Genomic DNA, 19,755 nt, shown 5'->3' with positions numbered 1-19,755 from the left:
TTTAAAGAGTATCTATTGTGATCGGACGCCTTCGTGGAAATCTATTAGAAAAACAACCACCAGAATTACTCATTGAAGTCAGTGGTATTGGTTATGAAGTTCAAATGCCAATGAGTTGTTTTTATGAGTTACCAGAGATTGGCACTGAAGCGATCATTTACATTCACTATGTAGTGCGTGAAGATGCTCAATTACTCTACGGTTTTAATACTAAAAAAGAACGAGCTTTATTTAGAGAAGTTATTAAAGCAAATGGCGTTGGACCAAAACTGGGTCTTGCAATTCTATCTGGAATGACGGCATCTCAATTTGTTCAAAGTGTTGAACGTGAAGATATTTCAACATTAGTGAAATTACCTGGCGTTGGTAAGAAAACCGCAGAGCGTTTAGTGGTAGAAATGAAAGATCGTCTTAAAGGATGGGGAGCAGGAGATTTATTCACTCCAGCAACTGATGCAGCTCCGATGGATAATGGGTCTGATTTTATCTCGTCTCCTCAAAGTGCATTAGATGAAGCGGTAAGTGCGCTTATTTCGCTAGGCTATAAACCAGTACAAGCGTCGAAAATGGTGTCTCAAATTGCTAAGCCTGATATGACTAGTGAAGCGTTAATTCGTGAATCATTGAAATCAATGATCTAATATTATCCTAGTGCCTTTTATTAATTGCTTTATCTATTGAATTTTTGAGTGCCTTTTTATGATTGAAGCTGATCGCCTTATTGCGGCAGATAACCCTGTTTTTCGTGAAGAAGAAGTTATTGACCGAGCGATACGTCCGAAGAAATTAGAAGATTATCGTGGTCAAGATCATGTGCGTGGCCAAATGGAAATTTTCATTAAAGCGGCACAGATGAGAAATGAGCCTCTTGATCACCTATTGATCTTTGGCCCTCCTGGATTAGGAAAAACAACATTAGCGAACATTGTAGCGAATGAAATGGGCGTCAATATTCGCACTACTTCAGGCCCAGTGCTTGAAAAAGCAGGAGATTTAGCGGCGCTTCTGACCAATTTAGAAGAAAATGATATTCTATTTATTGATGAAATCCATCGATTAAGTCCAGTTGTTGAAGAGATCTTGTACCCAGCAATGGAAGACTACCAATTAGATATCATGATTGGGGAAGGACCAGCAGCACGCTCAATTAAAATTGATTTACCCCCATTCACCTTAATTGGCGCAACAACAAGAGCGGGATCATTAACGTCACCACTTCGTGATCGTTTTGGTATTGTACAACGTTTAGAATATTACAATGTGGATGATCTTCAATATATTGTCCAACGTAGTGCGGATTGCCTTAATCTTTCGATGGAGTCTGAGGGAGCGCTTGAAGTTGCTCGTCGTGCGCGTGGTACACCACGAATAGCAAACCGACTATTACGTCGAGTACGTGATTATGCCGATGTAATGAATGATAGTTATATCTCTTCAGATATCGCAGATAAGGCTCTGAACATGCTTGATGTTGATGTTCGCGGTTTTGATTATATGGATAGAAAATTACTCTTAGCCATAATGGAAAAATTTGATGGCGGACCTGTCGGTCTTGATAACATTGCAGCGGCCATTGGTGAAGAAAGAGATACGATTGAAGATGTAATTGAGCCTTATTTGATTCAACAAGGCTATTTACAACGAACACCAAGAGGGCGGATTGTGTCTGATAGAGCTTATATCCATTTTGGACTTGATAGGCCTGATAAATAGTCAAAGAAAATCTATTCATAATTTTTAATATAATTTTAATAAAATAATAAGTTTAGTGAAAGCGGGTGATCAAAATCATCCGCTTTTTCGTATAAGAAATGTGTAAAATGTGAAAAACGAGTGTTTATGTAAAAAAAACTGTAATTAACTTTCAAAAAATGGACAAATCTTTTGAAAGATATCGTATTTCCTATTAATATTAGCGGGTTCTATATTAGGTTATGCTTAACATTAAGCTAACGTTTTTTATACATCCATGTAACACTTTATGGTTATTAATACGGTTATAAATATTAAAACCACGGTATAAAGTTTTACGCTCACCCAAAAGTGTGGAAGCACTGTGTCATTCAGCCTGACACAAAGGAGTTCTCATGATCTTTGATGTAGTGGAGTTATCGCGATTGCAGTTTGCAATGACAGCGATGTATCACTTCCTATTCGTTCCTCTGACTCTAGGTATGGCCTTTTTATTGGCTATCATGGAGTCGTTATATGTAATGACCGACAAACAAATCTACAAGGACATGACAAAGTTCTGGGGTAAATTATTCGGTATTAACTTCGCATTAGGTGTGGCAACAGGCCTAACGATGGAGTTCCAGTTTGGTACTAACTGGTCTTACTATTCTCACTATGTTGGTGATATCTTCGGTGCACCTCTTGCAATCGAAGCACTGATGGCATTCTTCTTAGAATCTACTTTTGTAGGCCTATTCTTCTTTGGTTGGGATCGTTTATCTAAACGTCAGCACCTTACTGTTACTTGGTTAGTGGCGTTAGGTTCAAATTTCTCAGCACTTTGGATTCTAGTGGCGAACGGCTGGATGCAAAACCCAGTTGGTGCAGAATTTAACTTTGAAACCATGCGTATGGAAATGGTTAGTTTTGCAGAGGTGGTATTAAACCCAGTAGCTCAGGTTAAATTCGTACATACCGTCGCATCAGGCTACACATGTGGCGCAATGTTCGTGCTTGGTATCAGTTCTTACTATCTACTAAAAGGTCGTGATGTTGCTTTTGCTCGTCGCTCATTTGCAATTGCAGCTTCTTTTGGTATGGCATCAATTGTATCTGTAATGGTACTTGGTGATGAATCTGGTTATGAACTGGGTGAAGTTCAACAAGTTAAGCTAGCAGCGATTGAAGCTGAATGGCATACAGAAGAAGCACCAGCGGCTTTCACTGTATTTGGCTTACCAAACCAAGAAACAATGGAAACGGATTATGCGATCAAGATCCCATATGTAATGGGTATTATTGCAACGCGTTCATTAGATAAGCAAGTAACAGGTTTACGTGATCTTAAAGGTGAGCATGAATTGCGAATTCGCAATGGTATGATTGCTTATGGTTTACTTGATCAACTACGCAATGGTGAGAAAACGCCAGAAAATATTGCTGCGTTTGATGACGTTAAGCATGATTTAGGTTATGGCTTGTTACTTAAGCGTTATACTGACAACGTGGTTGATGCAACTGAAGAGCAAATTAAAGCTGCTGCGGATGACTCAATCCCAACAGTTTGGCCGCTATTCTTCTCGTTCCGCATCATGGTTGCTTGTGGTGTAGCAATGCTACTTATCTTTGGTTTTGCTTTTGTTCAGACATGTCGTCAGAAGATCGGTCAAAAATCATGGTTACTTAAAGCCGCACTATTTGGTATGCCACTACCGTGGATTGCTATTGAAGCAGGTTGGTTCATTGCAGAGTATGGTCGTCAACCATGGGCTGTTGGTGAAATCTTACCTGTGAATGTTGCAGCGTCTGCATTGACGGTATCTGAGATTTTAATCTCAATGGCAATGATCATTGGTCTGTACACAATATTCTTGATTGCTGAAGTTTACCTAATGGTGAAATTCGCACGCAAAGGACCTAGTAGCTTGAAAACTGGCCGCTACCACTTTGAACAAGACGGTCAAGATTCAGAAGCGAAATTATCTCGCCAAGTAGAAGCATAACAACGGAGATTTGAGCAATGTTTGATTATGAAGTATTGCGATTTGTTTGGTGGGCATTGATCGGTGTATTACTGATTGGTTTCGCTGTAACAGATGGTTTTGATATGGGTGTAGGTGCATTAGTGCCTATCATCGGTAAGACAGATACAGAGCGTCGAGTGATGATTAACTCAATCGCTCCTCACTGGGAAGGTAACCAGGTTTGGTTAGTAACCGCCGGTGGTGCGTTATTTGCGGCATGGCCTTTAGTATACGCAGCATCATTCTCTGGCTTTTATTTAGCCATGATGTTGACGTTAGCTGCGCTATGGTTCCGACCTGTAGGGTTTGATTACCGTTCTAAAATTGAAGATAAACGCTGGCGTTCAGCGTGGGATGCTGCGATCTTTATTGGTAGCTTTGTTCCACCTGTAATCTTTGGTGTTGCGTTTGGTAATCTACTTCAAGGGGTTCCATTTGAGCTAAATAACCTAATGATGCTTAAGTATCATGGTGGCTTCTTTGACCTATTGAATCCATTTGCCTTAGTGTGTGGTTTAGTGAGTTCTGCAATGTTTATATTGCAAGGCGCAACATGGCTACAAATGAAAACAACTGATCAAATTCATGCTCGTGCAAGTCAAGTTTCTATGATTTGTTCTGCATTGATTATTGTGTTGTTTACGATTGCAGGTTTCTGGGCACAAAGCATTAATGGGTTTGTGATTACGAGTGTTATGGATCATAACGCACCGTCAGATCCTCTAAACAAAGATGTTATTCGTCAAGTGGGCGCTCTATTCTTAAACTTTAAAGAATATCCATTACTATGGATTGCACCTGGTCTTGCGGTTGTCATGCCTGTTGTTGCGATGATTGCGACTAAGTTGAAGACAGCATGGGTTGCGTTTATCGCATCAAGCTTAACGAATGCGGGTGTTATTTTAACGTCTGGTTTTGCACTGTTCCCATTTGTAATGCCATCAAGCTTAAACCCTAATCATAGTTTGACTATGTGGGATTCAACATCAAGCGAATTAACACTGAAAATTATGACAGTAGTTGCTGTTGTTATGGTACCTACAATCCTTGCTTACACAGCATGGACGTACTATAAAATGTTCGGTCGTATTGATACTAAATTTGTTGAAGACAACAAAAATTCGCTTTATTAAGGAGCATAACAATGTGGTATTTTGCTTGGATTTTAGGTGTGCTATTAGCATGCTCATTCGCAATCATTAATGCGCTTTGGTTAGAGCATTCAGAAATGATGGATAAAGACAGTGAGTAATATCGCTGACAAAATAGACAACATGCAACGCCCAATTAATAATATTATCGTACGATTATTATTAGTTGGAGCGGCGATTTTCCACATGGCAATGCTAATGTGGGAGCCAACGGTATATTCTGAACAAATTGGCGGTTTCGGTGGGCTATTAGCACCGGCATTAATTTATTCAGTGTGTACGGCATTCATTTTTGCTGTTGGATTTATTCCACAAAAATGGATTTGGAAGTTGTCATTTAGTCCGTATTTTTCAATATTGATTTTAGGTTACTTTAACTATCTCTATTTTATGTAGTTTTTAGTATTCAATAAAATTTGTATATTGGAACGTCATACTAAGCGGTTTGTTACTTTTTGAAGTAATAAACCGCTTTTTTTTTGACGATTTAACCTCAAAATCCTGATTTCATATAGTGAATATCATCGATTATCAGTTATAGTTAGTGTCTGATTTTTCAATAAAAAGAGAAATGATATAATGGATAAAAGCATATTTAAGTGGCATATAACCATTTATTATGAAGATACCGATGCTGGTGGCGTTGTTTATCATTCTAATTATTTGAAATTTTTTGAACGTGCTCGAACGGAATTGTTACGTCAGCATGGTGTCTCCCAACAAGTGCTTTTAGAAAAATCAGTTGGATTTGTCGTTAAAAATGTAACGATGGACTTTATTCAAGGTGCTCGATTAGATGAGCAACTTATTGTTGAAACATTCATAACAGAAATTAAAAGGGTATCACTGACCTTTTGTCAGTTATTGGTTAATTTTGAAGGGAAAGTATTGTGCAAAGCTACAGTTAAGGTAGCCTGTATCGATAACACTAAAATGAAACCAACAGCGATACCATCATTTATATTATCGGAGATATCTTGTGGCAGGTGAACTATCCATTCTCGATCTATTTTTACAAGCTAGTTTATTAGTTAAGGTCGTGATGCTTATTCTATTGAGCTTATCTGTAATGTCATGGGCAATGATTTTTAAACGCTCAAAAATCTTAGCTGTTGCTCATAACGATGCTAGTCGCTTTGAAGATAAATTTTGGTCAGGTATGGATTTGGCGCAATTATTTAACGAAGTAAAAGTTCGTAAAGACAGAATTAGTGGAACAGAAAAAATATTTTATTCAGGTTTCAATGAATTTGCCCGCTTATCTAGAGTTAGTAGTTCATCAGAAGCGGTTATGGATGGAACGACACGTGCTATGCGAGTAACGGTTTTACGTGAAGTTGACGGCCTTGAGACAAATTTACCATTTTTGGCAACCGTAGGTTCAATTACACCTTACATTGGTCTATTTGGTACCGTTTGGGGCATCATGCATTCATTTATTGCATTAGGTGCCGTGAAGCAAGCAACATTAGCAATGGTCGCTCCTGGTATTGCAGAAGCACTAGTTGCAACAGCAATGGGTCTGTTCGCTGCAATTCCTGCAGTAATTGCTTACAACCGTTTAAGTGTAAAAGTGGGTAAGTTAGAGCATAACTACGCTGCTTTTATGGATGAGTTTTCTAGTATTCTACATCGTCAAGCAATGGCAAGTCAGGAGAAATAATGTCTGGCTATCAACCGAAAAAAAGAAAATTAACCGCAGAAATTAATGTAGTGCCATACATTGATGTTATGTTGGTGTTATTAATCATTTTTATGGTAACGGCTCCATTTGTCACTCAAGGTGTTGATGTAGAGCTACCTGAGATGACCAATACTAAATCAGCACAAGCGATGGCGGGAGAAGATCCAAATGCGACGTTTATAATTGTTGAGATAGATAAAAATGGTAATCTTGGGTTAAGTGTTGATAACCAAGAAGTTCGACGTCCAATGTCGATGCAAGAGATGATCACTAACATCAAAGCAGAATTGAGTATTAAACCAAACTCACCCGTCGCGGTTGGTGGTGATGCGAGTACGCCTTATTCAGAAATAGTATTGGTTCTTGATGAATTAAGCCGTGCAGGGGTAAGTAAAGTGGGATTACTTACCGATCTCAAGGAATAGAAGTGAATAATCATTGATGAAATCGGATAATAATTACACTTTCGCCATTGTTGTTTCTGTCGGCTTGCATTTGCTACTGGTGGTGGCACTTATTTTTGGCAGCGATTTTGCTCTGGATGAAAAGGCAAAGCCTAATACCATTCAAGCGGTTGTGATTGATCCTAACACAATTGCAAAACAAGCGTCTCAAATTCGTCAAGAAAGAGAAATAGCTGAACGTGCAGAAAAAGAACGTTTAAAACGATTAAAGCAACAAGCTGACCAATTAGAAAAAAACCGTAAAGTAGAAGAAGACCGAATTCGTAAACTTAAAGAGCAGCAAGTCAAAGAAAAAAAAGCCGTTCGTAAAGCAGAAGATGATAGAAAAAAAGCAGTAGCAGCTGAAAATGATCGAAAACGTAAAGCAGAGACAGCGGCGAAAGTTGAAGCAGCAAGAGTTGCTAAAGTAAAAGCAGATAAGGAAAAAGCGGCTAAAGCGTCAGCAGAGAAAGCCAGAGTAGATAAAGAGCGAGCAGCGAAAGCAGAAAAAGAGCGTTTGGCTAAAGAAAAAATAGCCAAAGAAAAAGCCGCTAAAGCAGAAGCTGATAGAAAAGCGAAAGCAGAGGCTGAAAGAGTTATAAAAGCGAAAGCAGCAGCAGAAAAAGCACGAAAAGATAAAGCTCGAGCAGCTAAAGCAGAAGCCGACCGTAAGCAAAAAGAAGCCGCGTTAAATGATATATTTTCGGGTTTAGAAGATGAAACCGTTCAAAATTCATCAGCAAAGCAGCAGCACATTGATGATGAAGTAAATAGATATGCAGCAATTTATACTCAAATGATCCAACAAAATTTATTGGTTGATGAAACCTATGTTGGTAAAAGTTGCCGAGTAAAAATTAAATTAGCGTCATCAGGATTACTTTTATCGGTGACAACATTAAATGGTGATGCACAAGTGTGTCGTGCAGCTAAAACGGCAGTAACAAAAGTAAATGTATTCCCAATGCCAACTGACGGTGATGTTGTTACTAAACTAACAAACATAAACCTTACGGTAGAGCCAGAATAAGGAAGAGCAAGTGTTTAAACGATGGATATTAACTCTCTTTGTCGTCTGTTTAAGTTTTAGTCAGATCGCAAGAGCAGAATTAGAACTGGTTATTACAGAAGGCGTTGATTCAGCAAGACCAATAGGTATTGTGCCTTTTAAATGGCATGGCGAAGGCAAGTTACCACAAGATATTTCCGCTATCATTTCATCTGATTTGCAGCGCAGTGGTAAGTTTAGCCCTGTCGCTACCAATAAAATGCCGCAAACACCGTATAAAGATTCAGACATTAATTACGAAGCTTGGACAAAAATGGGTGTAGACGCCATTGTTACTGGTGAAGTGAAGCTGAATGCACAAGGTAAGTATGAAGTCACGTATAAACTAATTGACGTAGTACGAGGTCAATTAACAAAAGGTAACTCAAAAGCACTTAACAACAGTGGCGAATTAGTTTCAACTCAAGATCATATTTTAGTTAATAAAATAGCGACATTATCAACGAAACAACTTCGTAAATATGCACACCGTATTTCTGATGTTGTTTATGAGAAATTAACGGGTGAAAGAGGGGCTTTTCTTACTCGAGTTGCTTATGTCGTAGTGAATGATAAAGCACAGTATCCGTATCAACTGCGTATAGCTGATTACGATGGTTACAATGAACGCTTAGTGTTGAAATCTAAGCAACCAATCATGTCCCCGGCTTGGTCTCCAGATGGTAAAAAGTTAGCTTATGTAAGCTTTGAAAATAGAAAGTCACAAGTTTTTATTATGAACATCTATACGGGTAAGAGAGAGCTAATTGCTTCTTATCCTCGCCATAATGGCGCGCCTCGTTTTTCTCATGATGGTAAAGAACTTGCTATCGTATTGTCAAAAACAGGAAGCTTGCAGGTTTATATTGTAAACTTACAAACGAAAAAAATGCGCCAAATTACGAGCGGAAGATCAAATAATACGGAACCTTTTTGGGCTCCTGATAACAAGTCTTTAATATTTACTTCAGATCGGGGTGGTAAACCTCAGATTTATAGAGTAAATTTACAAGACGGTTCAATAAAACGTTTAACCTGGCAAGGCAGTCAAAATCTTGGTGGTCAGATTACACCAGACGGTAAATTTATCGTTATGGTTAATCGCTCAGAGACTGGATTTAATCTAGCGAAACAAGATTTAGAAACTGGTGCTGTCCAGGTCTTAACCAAGACACTACTGGATGAGTCACCAAGTATTGCGCCAAATGGCGGGATGGTGATTTACAGTTCCATCTATAGAAAGCAGAATGTACTTTCTATGGTTTCTATAGATGGCCGTTTTAAAGCTCGCTTACCTGCGACAAACGGACGTGTAAGGGCACCAGCGTGGTCGCCATTTTTATAGCTACTAAATATTTAGGAAATAAGGAAAATATATAATGCAACTAAATAAACTTCTTAAGAGTCTTTTAATCGCGCTGCCTGTGGTTGCTCTTTCTGCTTGTAGTTCTAGCGACAGCGCAACTGACAGTACTGCTGCCCAAGAATCAACTAATGCAGCAGAAGCTCGAACAGCAAACGGTCGAACAGCAGAAGGTCAAACTGATATTACAGTGATCACTTCTGTTGAAGTAGATGAAGTAATGACTGAAGCTGAAGTTCGTGCTCAAGCTGAACAAGAACTTCGTAAAGTTCAAACTGTTTACTTCGCATTTGATAACTCAACTATCTCTTCTGAATATGAAGATATGCTTGCAGCTCACGCGGCTTTCTTAAGCGCTAATGCAGACGTTAAAGTAACAGTAGAAGGTCACGCGGATGAGCGTGGTACTCCTGAGTACAACATCGCACTAGGCGAGCGTCGTGCTAAAGCTGTTTCTAAATACCTACAAGCTCTAGGTGTTTCAGCTGACCAAATCTCTATCGTAAGCTACGGTGAAGAGAAACCACTAGTATTAGGTCAATCTGCTGAAGATTACGCTAAAAACCGTCGCGCAGTATTAGTATACTAATCGACAGTTTATAAGGCAGACTTATATGAAATACAGTAACCTTAAGCGAATTATTCCGCTTACGTTGCTGGCGAGTGCGGCGACCTTTGTGGTCGCCGCTCCTGCTCCAGTCACCGATTTAAATGCGACGTCAACTTCTTCTGCTCCAGCATCTTCCTCAAGTCTTGAGCGTTTAGAGCGCTTAATTCAAAGCCGTAATAAAATTCAACTTCAACTTCAGCAGCAACTCGATGGTTTATCTGAAGAACTATCAGAAATGCGTGGCACGGTTGAGCGTAATAGTTACGAACTTGAACAAATGCTAGAGCGCCAACGTCAGTTATACATTGAAATCGATACACTGAGAACAGCAAAGCCAGTACCTGTCGTAGTGCCGACAGAATCGACTGACAGTGCCTCTGGTGCTTATGCTTCTGATACCAATGAAAATGAAGCTTATCAAAATGCAGTCGACTTAATCTTAAAGAAAAAAGATTACGCGGGTGCAACCAAAGCATTCCAAGATTTTGTTGCTGCTTATCCTGATTCGGTCTACAACTCGAATGCACATTATTGGCTAGGTCAGCTTTATTTTGCGCAAAAGAACGATATTGAAGCGGCTAAGAGTTTTACAAAAGTAGTAAGTTACTCTGACTCTAATAAACGCGCAGATGCGTTATTGAAATTAGGTGAGCTTGCTAAACGAAACAATAACAAAGCAGCTGCAACTAAATACTATCAAAAAGTACTTAAAGAGTACCCTGATAGTACTACCGCTAAAACAGCGGATAAGCAGTTGAAGTCGTTATAAATCCAATGTAAAAAGGAGCTTATGAGCTCCTTTTTTATTGCCACTGCCTTGCCGCTAATGCCATAAGGGGTATAATGCTTAGATTATTTTTAAAAATTAATGAGCTGAGCAATGGGCCATATTTTAGATCACGTCGACACAATATATCCTTTTCCACCAAAACCTACGAAGCTAAGTGCTGATGAAAAAGTACAGTACATAGCTAAAATTAAGCAGTTACTGAATGATAAAAATGCGGTACTAATTGCTCACTACTATACCGATCCCGAAATTCAAGCATTAGCTGAAGAAACGGGTGGCTTTGTTGGTGATTCATTAGAAATGGCTAAGTTTGGTAATCGTCATGAAGCGAAAACATTGGTTATTGCTGGTGTACGTTTCATGGGCGAGTCAGCCAAAATCTTAACGCCTGAAAAAACCATATTAATGCCAACGTTAGACGCTGAATGCTCATTAGATCTTGGTTGCCCTGCGGATAAATTTACAGAATTTTGTGATGCTCACCCTGATCATACTGTTGTTGTGTATGCGAATACATCAGCCGCAGTTAAAGCTCGTGCTGACTGGGTCGTAACATCAAGTATTGCGTTAGAGATTGTAGAGCACTTAGATGATGAAGATAAAAAAATCATCTGGGGCCCAGATCGCCATTTAGGTTCGTACATTGCAAATAAAACAGGCGCAGACATGCTGTTATGGCAGGGCGAATGTATTGTCCATGATGAGTTCTCGGCAAAAGCATTAAAAGATGCAAAAGCGCTTCACCCAGATGCTGCGGTATTAGTTCATCCAGAGTCTCCAGCAAGCGTGGTTGAATTAGCAGACGCTGTTGGTTCTACAAGCCAATTAATTAAAGCAGCCAAAGAATTACCGCAACAAAAAATGATTGTGGCAACCGATAAAGGCATCTTCTTTAAGATGCAACAAATGGTACCAGAGAAAGAATTGTTAGAAGCTCCAACAGCAGGAGCAGGCGCAACGTGCCGTAGTTGTGCGCATTGCCCTTGGATGGCGATGAATGGTCTAGTAGCTATCGAGAAAGCCTTAAATGAAGGTGGTGCAGAGCATGAGATCTTCGTAGATGAAGAGATCCGCGTAAAATCACTTATTCCATTAAATCGTATGTTAGATTTTGCTGAGCAACTAAACGCACGTAAATAATCTATAAAGTTAAGTGTTCTTTAATTAATTAAAATAAAAATGGCGACCAATGCGGTCGCCATTTTTGTAGCAATTAGTATTTCTCTTTGGAATGGGTACTATACTTCTCCGTTCGCTTCTGCTTCTGCAAGCTCATAACCGCGCATAGTTAAACCACAAAGCATCATAGGAACCGCTTTGTAGATTTCAACAAATTCACCTAAGCCTTCGATGCCTTGTTCTTTCAATGTGTTTAATGCCGTTTCAGGATCAAAAAGCATACTGATTGAAAGTAGCACGCCACCAAGTAGAGCGTTATTTTCACTCTCTTCAGGCATTAGGGTTTCCCAATCATCACGAGTTAACTGCCAACCTTGTAATAAACCTTCAGAAAACTGGCGAGTTTGCTCTGTTACAATCTCTTCATCATTAAGTTGGCACGCTTCAGGCCACTGCCATTGACCAGCAAGAAAGGCTTCGCGGTATTCGTTCCATAGATTAACAACCGCATTCGCATAAGCTTCAAGATCTTCTGCTGTTGTAAAAGGAGAGGTTTCTTCGCCGCCCCATAAAAAAGCTAACCATTCATTAGGGCTAATAAGGTTTGGAGCTGCTGCCATCGCGGCAACAAAACCTTGAGTTTGCGCTTCTGTTAGCAGTTTATTTTCTAATTCCGGGTTTGAAAGAATCGCCGTAAGTGATAAAGACATAATGTTCTCATTCAATTCAAGTTTTCTCTATTGTATCAAGAACCTTTCACCTTGTCTGAAATGAAATATATTTCATGCGTGATGGGGGGTTCTACGGTTACTTCTTGGATACATGCTGAAAGCGTTCAACGTGTTAGGGTATACATCTCAGATTCATGAGCTAATACGTTATTGAATATTTAGAGCCAGCCTATCATCGCTGGCTTTTTTACGCCTGAATATGTCAACACTTCTGAGCAAAAGTGCTATTCTTGGCAAAGCAAATTTATCAAGATAATGGACTTATGAAAAAACATTTTTTAACTATGTTGATCCTCAGCTTAATTGGTTTACTTGGCATATCGGCAGTGTCCGCAAATTCACTGACTCAAGCTCAAGTGATAGAAGCAAAAACCAATCATTCATCTCAGCGTACTCAGCAGGATATTGATAAAGAAGCACAGCAGGTCTTAGAGCTGCAAACCCACATTGAACAAGCAACAGATTCTTTATCTAACCTAACGCTATATCGAAATCACCTGACTCAGATTGTCTCTTCTCAAGAAAAAGAAATACAGCAACTTCAACGTCAAAGAGATCAAATAGAAGAGACACGCCAAGGCATTATTCCATTGATGTATCATATGCTTGATGAACTAGACCGACTCCTACATACCGATCTTCCCATTCGTTTTACGGCACGAACAGAACGCTTAGAGCAATTGAATGCTTTAATTATTCGTGCGGATATCTCGGATGCAGAAAAGTTTCGTCGTATTCTTGAAGCGTTTCAGATCGAAATGGATTACGGCTATAAAATCGCGGCTTACCAACAAACAATCACGCTAGATGACGGCAGTCAAAGAGTGGTTCAACAGCTGCATATTGGTCGAATAACATTGATATCAAGAAGTCGTGATAAGCAGCAAGCGTGGATTTGGCAACAAGAACAGCAAAAGTGGCACTCCTTATTAAGTAAGGATTTACCCGCGTTAGACAATGCTTTTTTGATGGCAAAAAAACAAACGCCTCCTCAGTTGTTGCGATTGCCTTTGTCTATAAATACTCATATTGATAACAATAAAAAGGGGGACCACTAATGTTTAGCCGTTTACTTTTTATTATACTAATAGCACTGTTTGGTATGACTTCTTTTGTTCACGCTGATGATCTTTCTTTATTAGATAACAAAGCAAAAGAGAGCCAAGTAACACAGTTAGAGCAAGATAAATTACGCACACAAACCATCAAGCAAACTCGTGTGGAGTTAGAGAAAAAATTAAATGCGTTAAAACGTTCCATTAAACAAGTAGAAAATGAGACACAGCAACTCAGCTCTGCTTTTAGTCAAAATGAAAAAGCATTAACTGAGTTGGAAAAACAGCTACAAATAGAAACGGGCAGCTTAGGTGAATTATTTGGAGTGGTTCGCCAAGGCGCTAAATCGACGGAACAAATCGTCATGTCCTCTGTTATTCAGCGCAGTGAAGGGCTCTCTTTAGCGCCTTTTGATCGCGTAACTAATACGGACACTTTACCTTCAATTGCAGTGCTCTCTGATTATGTCAATGCAATGGCAACTTATATCGAACAAAGTAGAGTGGTTACCTCTGTGATGGTGAATCGACTACAAGGTGATGGATTAGTCGTTGAGGAGGGAATGATCCGAGTTGGTGATATGGCGCTGCTTTCTGATCGTGGTGATATGCAATGGGATCGTTCACAGGCACAAGCTGAGCAATATTCACGATACCCAGATGATGCAACTAATAGCGCGAATTTCACGTCAGACTCAATGCTGATTGATGTAACTCGTGGTGGATTATTGACACAATATGCAGAACAGCCAACATTACTTCAACGCATTGAACAAGCGGGGATCGTAGGGCAGATCATTTTAGGATCATTGCTGATCGGACTGATAATTACGGTGTATCGTGGTGTGGTGCTGATGACTATTCAATGGCAGATCAGCAAGCAATTATTGGTTCCTGAAACCCCGAGCAATAATCCTCTTGGTCGAATTTTATCTGTTTATGACAAAGAAAAAGGACAGAATCTAGAGTCGTTAGAATTGCGATTACTGGAAGCGATTATGGATGAGCAACAAGGATTAGAGAAGGGTTTATCCATGCTTAAATTACTTGCTGCTTTAGCACCCATGTTAGGGTTACTTGGCACAGTGACAGGTATGATTGAAACCTTCCAAGTGATCACTCAATTTGGTAATGGCGATCCAAAAGTCATGGCCGGAGGAATATCGATGGCGTTAACGACGACGGTATTAGGTCTAGTCGCAGCCATGCCATTATTGCTAGCGCACAACCTATTATCAAGTCGTGCAGACAGTATTAATGCCACATTAGAAAAGCAAGGTGTGAGTTTAGTCGCTGCAAAGGCTGAGAGTGATAATGCTCGTATTATTTGATCAGTACTTCCCAACCATTAGTGAGTTTATGTCACAAGGCGGCAGTGTGCTGTGGTGGCTAATGTTGGTTGTTTTCTTTGGTGGTTTTTTAGTGATTGAGCGATTATTGTTTTTATCTTTCACGTTACCAAAGTATAAAAAACAGTGGATACAAGATTGGCAATGTCGTGATGATCATTCATCTTGGTACGCCATTGCACATAAGGAAGGCCTGATGCAAATTGCTCAGCATGAACTTTATCGCAATCTAAGTTTCATTAAGGTATTAGTCAACTTATGTCCAATGATTGGTTTATTAGGAACCGTGACAGGGATGATAACGGTATTTGATTTAATGGCACAACAAGGCAGCAGTGATCCAAAGTTAATGGCCTCTGGGATATCAATGGCAACCTTACCGACCATGGCTGGGATGGTTGCTGCCTTGGTTGGACTATTTGCTCATGCACGATTATTAAAAGTCATGACTAGACATGAATACCGTTTAGAGCAAGCATTAAGGAGTGACGAATGCGCATAATTCGTCGTACTAAAGCGAAAGAAGAAGCCAGTATTGATTTAACACCGATGCTTGATATTGTGTTTATCATGCTTATATTTTTCATTGTCACGAGCTCATTTGTTCGTGAATCTGGGGTTGAAGTAAATCGGCCACAAGCCTCGAATTCTATAGCTCAAAAAGAGACGGGGGTTTTTGTGGCAATTACGGCTAATAACCAAATATTTATCGATAAACGACACGTTGATATTGAGCGAGTAGAAGCGGTATTAGAGACATTATATTTAGATAATCCTCAAGCTAATTTGGTTATTCAAGCGGATAGACACGCTTACAATGGCACTGTTGTGTCTGTCATGGATGCAGCGAAAGGTGTTGGGATTGAAGGCATTGCGTTGGCAACGGAGTCGAAATAATGCGTCGAAGTGTGATGGCTTTTTTTCTGGCAATAGTGATGACGTTGGCTTTGTTTAGTTTTATGGCGTGGATGACGATTCAACCAAAAAACGCGGCAGTATCAAGTGAGATACTGCAATTTGATGTAGTGATGGTAGAGCCGAATGCAGAGAGTCAGCGACGTATTCGTCAATTACCCGAGCCACCGAAAACACCAAGTGTACCTTCTTCAAAAAGTTCACTGTCATCAAGTGTGGCGAACGTAGCCCCTTTGGAAAACAACACCATGCCTTCTATTGATGTTGGAGACATTGGGCTAAACGTGGCGGTGTCACTGCCTTCTTTTGATGGGCTAGGACAAAACCAACAAGCAATGCCTCTGTATCGAGTTGAACCGAAATACCCATCACGAGCACTAAAACGTAAAATGGAAGGGTATGTAATTTTACGCTTTACCATCGATGAGCAAGGTCAACCTGTTGATATTGAGAGTATTGAAGCGGAGCCAAGTCGACTATTTGTTCGTCCAGCGATTCAAGCATTAAGGCAGTGGAAGTATCAACCTAAGTTGAGGGAAGGTAAGGCGATAACTCAGCCGAGACAAACCGTGACATTGGAGTATAGATTGAACTAATGACTCTTTATTTTTACTCACTCTTTCACTTTATTGGTTATGGGCTCATTATAAGCTTTTTACTTGTCATAGGCCAAGTGCAAGCCAAAACGCTAAGCAGTTATAATACTAAGAAAATTCAGTATTCAAACCAACTACAGCAAAAGGGTGAATTAGCAGAAGCGATTTCTATTTTAGCTGAATTATCCCCAACAGCCACGTATGATCGCGCTTATATCGCCCGTGTCTTAGGGGTGTTTTATTGGCAGAATGAACAGCCTAAAAAAGCCATATCCCAATTATCTGCTGCTATTTCTTTGCATGCATTAGAACAACAAGCGCAGTGGCAAACTGAAAAAATGCTGGCAGATATTTACTATTCAGATCATCAATGGTCAAAAGCGATTGAGCATTATCAATATCTTTTAGTTAGTCATTACCCTGTTCGCACCGATAAGCAGAACAAAGAGCTCGCTACGAGTAAAAATGAACTCCATTTACGTTTGGCAAACAGTTATTACCAGCAAGGAGCGTGGAAGTCCTGCTTAACTCATATTCGACAATTTAGCCCAAAAGATCGTAGTGAGAAAATTCAGAAGTTAAAAATTCAATTAGTCAGTGAGTTGCAATTAACTCGCTGGTCGTCAGCAGAGCAAACCGCGCAAGCATTAATCGTATTCGAACCAAATCAAAAGATCTGGTGGCATCAATTAATTGCTGCGCAGTTACAGCAACAAAAAGCGGACAAAGCCTTGGTTAATTATTCACTGGCAAAGCAACAAGGTATTCAATTTGAAGTACAAGATTACAAAACCTTATCTCAACTTTATAGTCAAAATCGATTACCAGAGCAGGCCGCAAAGGTGATGGAGGAAATGTTCATCAACTCCCCAAGCACCAAGAGTGAATTGGAATTGGTTAGACAAGCAACCTATTGGCAAATGGCAAAAGAGTGGGAGAAGTCAGACGGTGTATGGCGACAAGCAGCCCAAAAAGACGCTAAGCATTATTGGTCATTAGTTAAGTTACAGTCGCAGCAAAAAGAGTATAAGCAGGCGCTAGTCAGTATAGAGAAGGCCAAATCTTTTATTAGTGCATCAGAGTATGGATTAATGAAAATACGACTTTATTATAAGTTGGATCGATATAATGAGGCATTGGCGCAAGCGAAACGATTAAATGAAATGTATCCATCAAATGAAGCTCAAGATTGGATAGCGTATTTAATACATAAGGTTTAGTGAAGTTATGCTCATAACACCATCAAAACGTGTAAAAATAAAGCAAACAGTTGAGGTTATGTAAGAAACCCCTTGACGGTAGAGTGTTAAGTCATTAAATTAGCGCTCGTTGTCTCGAAAGAACAATGATTTGGTGAGTTGTCCGAGTGGCTGAAGGAGCACGCCTGGAAAGTGTGTGTATGGCAACGTACCGAGAGTTCGAATCTCTCACTCACCACCACATTCGAAACCCTAGCAGAAATGCTAGGGTTTTTTCGTATCTATAGCTTGTTCAGTACCCGCGGAGAGTACGAGGTATTATTAATCAACCAAAATCACCGTTTACATAGCCTTGTGTACGGTCATCTTTAGGGTTTGAGAAAATAACTTGCGTATCATCGTGCTCAACTAACTCGCCCATTAAGAAAAAAGCGGTCTTGTCTGAAATACGACGAGCTTGCTGCATAGAGTGAGTAACGATAACAATCGTATAATCTTGCTTTAATGTTTCCATTAACTCTTCAATTTTGTGGGTTGCAATAGGATCCAATGCCGATGTTGGCTCATCCATCAAGATAACATCCGGTTCCATTGCGATAGTGCGAGCAATACACAAACGTTGTTGTTGTCCACCAGATAGGCCAAATGCGTGAGATTTTAAGCGATCTTTTACCTCATCCCAAAGGGCGGCACTGCGCAGTGATTTCTCAACAACGGCATCTAATACTTTTTTATCTTTTACGCCTTGTGCTTTTAATCCATACGCGACATTTTCATAAATGCTCATTGGGAATGGGTTGGCTTTTTGGAAAACCATGCCGACTTTGATTCGTAAATCAGCCACGTCGATATTCCCGTAAATGTCGTTATCATCTAAGCTAACAAAACCTGTAATTTTTACATTCGGAATTAAATCATTCATGCGGTTCAAACAACGTAGTAGAGTTGATTTACCACAGCCAGAAGGACCAATCAGTGCCGTCACTTGTTTTGCAGGAATAGGCAGATTGATGTTTTTAAGCGCTTGGTTTTGTCCGTAAAAAAGATCTAGGTTTTCAATATTAAATTTGTTCATTGTTGTTTCCTTACTGATCGCATCTTATACCGTGCAATCAGTGAATAATAAGTGATAAAGAATAAGTTGATTAATAAGACGCTTTATTGATTTTTCGAGCCAATAGCTTAGTCAGCGTGTTAATTATTAATACAAGGACAATCAATACTGTCGCCGTTGCGTAGGCTTGATTCCACTCTTCTATGGTAAACAATTCAGTGGTTAGCTTATACAGATGAACCGTTAACGTGCGGCCTGAATCAAGCAATGAATCTGGAATACGTGCCACCATGCCGGCGGTTAAAAATACTGGGGCAGATTCACCAATAACACGACCAATACTTAGAATAACCGAGGTGATGATACCAGGCATTGCGCTTGGTAAGATCAAACGCCAAATTGTGTAGATTTTTGATGCGCCTAAACCATATGAACCTTCACGGAATGTTTGAGGCACAGCCATTAACGCTTCTTCAGTCGTTCGAATAATCACTGGTAATATTAAGATACTCAGTGTTAATGCACCCGATAAGATAGAGAAACCTAGCCCTAAAATCCCAACAAAGAAAGTCATACCAAATAAACCAAAGATAATAGATGGAATACCTGCTAAAGATTCAGTACAGAAGCGGATAACTTTAACGAATTTACTGCCAATCTTGGCGTATTCAGTTAAGTAGATTGCCGTCATTATCCCCAGTGGAGCAGCAACTGCGATAGAGGCGAGTACCATGTAAAGGGTGGCGACGATCATTGGGAAAATACCGTGCTCTTCACCAGTGCGAGTGTAATCATCGGTAATGAATGACCAACTTACGTGTTGTAAACCATTTGATAAAATATACCACATGATCCAAAACAGAAAACCGACTGTAATCGAAGCGGATAGCCAAATAAATCCTGCGGCAATCTGATCTTTAATATGACGTTGTTTTTTTAATTTATTCATT

Annotated in this window: 23 protein-coding genes and 1 tRNA gene; 21 read left to right on the top strand and 3 right to left on the bottom strand. The window is 39.8% G+C overall.

From position 1 onward, the window contains the following. Positions 1-17 precede the first annotated feature (17 nt). The 14 genes from ruvA to nadA all read left to right on the top strand — a co-directional run bounded on the left by ruvA (position 18) and on the right by nadA (position 11,927). Entirely contained in the window at positions 18-641 is a 624-nt protein-coding gene (gene ruvA / locus Q1K78_RS10175) for a Holliday junction branch migration protein RuvA (protein ID WP_300177762.1), read from the top strand. 58 nt (positions 642-699) lie between these two features. Continuing rightward, positions 700-1,713, top strand: a complete 1,014-nt coding sequence (gene ruvB, locus Q1K78_RS10170) for a Holliday junction branch migration DNA helicase RuvB (protein ID WP_300177759.1) — start codon at positions 700-702, stop codon at positions 1,711-1,713. Between the two features lie 377 nt (positions 1,714-2,090). Then, entirely contained in the window at positions 2,091-3,677 is a 1,587-nt protein-coding gene (gene cydA, locus Q1K78_RS10165; protein ID WP_300177787.1) for a cytochrome ubiquinol oxidase subunit I, read from the top strand. A 17-nt stretch (positions 3,678-3,694) separates the two neighbouring features. Then, the gene (gene cydB / locus Q1K78_RS10160) at positions 3,695-4,831 is read left to right on the top strand and encodes a cytochrome d ubiquinol oxidase subunit II (protein ID WP_300177756.1); all 1,137 of its coding nucleotides are present in this window, start codon (positions 3,695-3,697) and stop codon (positions 4,829-4,831) included. Positions 4,832-4,842: 11 nt separating this feature from the next. Then, entirely contained in the window at positions 4,843-4,950 is a 108-nt protein-coding gene (cydX, locus tag Q1K78_RS10155) for a cytochrome bd-I oxidase subunit CydX (protein ID WP_012550467.1), read from the top strand. Beyond that, entirely contained in the window at positions 4,943-5,245 is a 303-nt protein-coding gene (locus tag Q1K78_RS10150; protein WP_300177746.1) for a cyd operon YbgE family protein, read from the top strand. Before cydX ends, Q1K78_RS10150 begins: the two co-directional genes overlap by 8 nt. Positions 5,246-5,428: 183 nt before the next feature. Continuing rightward, complete coding sequence (gene ybgC, locus Q1K78_RS10145; protein ID WP_300177743.1) at positions 5,429-5,839, top strand: tol-pal system-associated acyl-CoA thioesterase; 411 nt, start codon at positions 5,429-5,431, stop codon at positions 5,837-5,839. After that, complete coding sequence (gene tolQ / locus Q1K78_RS10140; RefSeq protein ID WP_300177740.1) at positions 5,829-6,512, top strand: protein TolQ; 684 nt, start codon at positions 5,829-5,831, stop codon at positions 6,510-6,512. The genes ybgC and tolQ overlap by 11 nt, the downstream gene beginning before the upstream one ends. Further along, positions 6,512-6,958 carry a protein TolR gene (tolR, locus tag Q1K78_RS10135; RefSeq protein WP_300177737.1) on the top strand — a complete coding sequence of 149 codons (447 nt, stop codon included), beginning with the start codon at positions 6,512-6,514 and terminating at the stop codon, positions 6,956-6,958. Before tolQ ends, tolR begins: the two co-directional genes overlap by 1 nt. 16 nt (positions 6,959-6,974) lie before the next feature. Further along, a complete protein-coding gene (gene tolA / locus Q1K78_RS10130; RefSeq protein ID WP_300177734.1) occupies positions 6,975-8,006 on the top strand; it encodes a cell envelope integrity protein TolA in 1,032 nt (343 codons plus the stop codon). A 10-nt stretch (positions 8,007-8,016) separates the two neighbouring features. Next, positions 8,017-9,369, top strand: coding sequence for a Tol-Pal system beta propeller repeat protein TolB (gene tolB, locus Q1K78_RS10125; RefSeq protein WP_300177731.1), 1,353 nt, complete (start codon positions 8,017-8,019; stop codon positions 9,367-9,369). Between the two features lie 34 nt (positions 9,370-9,403). Beyond that, positions 9,404-9,976: a peptidoglycan-associated lipoprotein Pal gene (gene pal / locus Q1K78_RS10120; RefSeq protein WP_300177728.1), complete on the top strand. Its 573-nt coding sequence runs from the start codon at positions 9,404-9,406 to the stop codon at positions 9,974-9,976. Positions 9,977-10,001: 25 nt separating this feature from the next. Next, positions 10,002-10,766, top strand: a complete 765-nt coding sequence (gene ybgF / locus Q1K78_RS10115; RefSeq protein WP_300177725.1) for a tol-pal system protein YbgF — start codon at positions 10,002-10,004, stop codon at positions 10,764-10,766. A gap of 111 nt (positions 10,767-10,877) precedes the next feature. Then, complete coding sequence (gene nadA, locus Q1K78_RS10110) at positions 10,878-11,927, top strand: quinolinate synthase NadA (RefSeq protein ID WP_300177722.1); 1,050 nt, start codon at positions 10,878-10,880, stop codon at positions 11,925-11,927. 98 nt (positions 11,928-12,025) lie between these two features. On the opposite strand, the gene Q1K78_RS10105 is transcribed toward nadA, so the two are convergent. Next, positions 12,026-12,616 (bottom strand): UPF0149 family protein, encoded by a 591-nt coding sequence (locus tag Q1K78_RS10105; RefSeq protein WP_300177719.1) that lies wholly within the window; start codon positions 12,614-12,616, stop codon positions 12,026-12,028. A 251-nt stretch (positions 12,617-12,867) separates the two neighbouring features. On the opposite strand from Q1K78_RS10105, the gene Q1K78_RS10100 reads away from it, so the two are divergent. From Q1K78_RS10100 to Q1K78_RS10070, 7 genes are all read left to right on the top strand, one after another. Further along, positions 12,868-13,695: a DUF3450 domain-containing protein gene (locus tag Q1K78_RS10100; protein WP_300177716.1), complete on the top strand. Its 828-nt coding sequence runs from the start codon at positions 12,868-12,870 to the stop codon at positions 13,693-13,695. Next, entirely contained in the window at positions 13,695-15,023 is a 1,329-nt protein-coding gene (locus tag Q1K78_RS10095; RefSeq protein WP_300177713.1) for a MotA/TolQ/ExbB proton channel family protein, read from the top strand. Before Q1K78_RS10100 ends, Q1K78_RS10095 begins: the two co-directional genes overlap by 1 nt. Continuing rightward, positions 15,007-15,543 (top strand): MotA/TolQ/ExbB proton channel family protein, encoded by a 537-nt coding sequence (locus tag Q1K78_RS10090; protein ID WP_300177710.1) that lies wholly within the window; start codon positions 15,007-15,009, stop codon positions 15,541-15,543. The genes Q1K78_RS10095 and Q1K78_RS10090 overlap by 17 nt, the downstream gene beginning before the upstream one ends. Beyond that, complete coding sequence (locus Q1K78_RS10085) at positions 15,534-15,938, top strand: biopolymer transporter ExbD (protein ID WP_300177707.1); 405 nt, start codon at positions 15,534-15,536, stop codon at positions 15,936-15,938. Before Q1K78_RS10090 ends, Q1K78_RS10085 begins: the two co-directional genes overlap by 10 nt. Then, positions 15,938-16,552, top strand: a complete 615-nt coding sequence (locus Q1K78_RS10080) for an energy transducer TonB (protein WP_300177705.1) — start codon at positions 15,938-15,940, stop codon at positions 16,550-16,552. Before Q1K78_RS10085 ends, Q1K78_RS10080 begins: the two co-directional genes overlap by 1 nt. After that, positions 16,552-17,772 carry a hypothetical protein gene (locus Q1K78_RS10075; protein WP_300177702.1) on the top strand — a complete coding sequence of 407 codons (1,221 nt, stop codon included), beginning with the start codon at positions 16,552-16,554 and terminating at the stop codon, positions 17,770-17,772. Before Q1K78_RS10080 ends, Q1K78_RS10075 begins: the two co-directional genes overlap by 1 nt. A gap of 132 nt (positions 17,773-17,904) precedes the next feature. Next, a tRNA-Ser gene (locus Q1K78_RS10070) sits at positions 17,905-17,992 on the top strand. 84 nt (positions 17,993-18,076) lie between these two features. Here the strand turns inward: Q1K78_RS10070 and pstB are convergent. Continuing rightward, positions 18,077-18,826 (bottom strand): phosphate ABC transporter ATP-binding protein PstB, encoded by a 750-nt coding sequence (gene pstB, locus Q1K78_RS10065; protein WP_300177699.1) that lies wholly within the window; start codon positions 18,824-18,826, stop codon positions 18,077-18,079. Positions 18,827-18,896: 70 nt separating this feature from the next. Next, positions 18,897-19,754, bottom strand: coding sequence for a phosphate ABC transporter permease PstA (gene pstA / locus Q1K78_RS10060; protein ID WP_300177696.1), 858 nt, complete (start codon positions 19,752-19,754; stop codon positions 18,897-18,899). Between the last annotated feature and the right edge of the window lies 1 nt (position 19,755).

It is taken from the genome of uncultured Aliivibrio sp., assembly GCF_946479765.1.
Classification (GTDB): Bacteria; Pseudomonadota; Gammaproteobacteria; order Enterobacterales; family Vibrionaceae; genus Aliivibrio.
Note: the sequence above shows the minus strand (reverse complement) of the source record. Positions and strands in the feature narration are given on the sequence as shown.

What these genes read in the sequence shown, in the direction of transcription:
- ruvB (WP_300177759.1), top strand. Translation starts at nt 700, where the DNA reads ATGATTGAAGCTGATCGCCTTATTGCGGCAGATAACCCTGTTTTTCGT.
- cydB (WP_300177756.1), top strand. Translation starts at nt 3,695, where the DNA reads ATGTTTGATTATGAAGTATTGCGATTTGTTTGGTGGGCATTGATCGGT.
- cydX (WP_012550467.1), top strand. Translation starts at nt 4,843, where the DNA reads ATGTGGTATTTTGCTTGGATTTTAGGTGTGCTATTAGCATGCTCATTC.
- ybgC (WP_300177743.1), top strand. Translation starts at nt 5,429, where the DNA reads ATGGATAAAAGCATATTTAAGTGGCATATAACCATTTATTATGAAGAT.
- tolR (WP_300177737.1), top strand. Translation starts at nt 6,512, where the DNA reads ATGTCTGGCTATCAACCGAAAAAAAGAAAATTAACCGCAGAAATTAAT.
- tolA (WP_300177734.1), top strand. Translation starts at nt 6,975, where the DNA reads ATGAAATCGGATAATAATTACACTTTCGCCATTGTTGTTTCTGTCGGC.
- pal (WP_300177728.1), top strand. Translation starts at nt 9,404, where the DNA reads ATGCAACTAAATAAACTTCTTAAGAGTCTTTTAATCGCGCTGCCTGTG.
- ybgF (WP_300177725.1), top strand. Translation starts at nt 10,002, where the DNA reads ATGAAATACAGTAACCTTAAGCGAATTATTCCGCTTACGTTGCTGGCG.
- nadA (WP_300177722.1), top strand. Translation starts at nt 10,878, where the DNA reads ATGGGCCATATTTTAGATCACGTCGACACAATATATCCTTTTCCACCA.
- Q1K78_RS10105 (WP_300177719.1), bottom strand. Translation starts at nt 12,616, where the DNA reads ATGTCTTTATCACTTACGGCGATTCTTTCAAACCCGGAATTAGAAAAT.
- Q1K78_RS10095 (WP_300177713.1), top strand. Translation starts at nt 13,695, where the DNA reads ATGTTTAGCCGTTTACTTTTTATTATACTAATAGCACTGTTTGGTATG.
- Q1K78_RS10090 (WP_300177710.1), top strand. Translation starts at nt 15,007, where the DNA reads ATGCTCGTATTATTTGATCAGTACTTCCCAACCATTAGTGAGTTTATG.
- Q1K78_RS10085 (WP_300177707.1), top strand. Translation starts at nt 15,534, where the DNA reads ATGCGCATAATTCGTCGTACTAAAGCGAAAGAAGAAGCCAGTATTGAT.
- Q1K78_RS10080 (WP_300177705.1), top strand. Translation starts at nt 15,938, where the DNA reads ATGCGTCGAAGTGTGATGGCTTTTTTTCTGGCAATAGTGATGACGTTG.
- Q1K78_RS10075 (WP_300177702.1), top strand. Translation starts at nt 16,552, where the DNA reads ATGACTCTTTATTTTTACTCACTCTTTCACTTTATTGGTTATGGGCTC.
- pstB (WP_300177699.1), bottom strand. Translation starts at nt 18,826, where the DNA reads ATGAACAAATTTAATATTGAAAACCTAGATCTTTTTTACGGACAAAAC.
- pstA (WP_300177696.1), bottom strand. Translation starts at nt 19,754, where the DNA reads ATGAATAAATTAAAAAAACAACGTCATATTAAAGATCAGATTGCCGCA.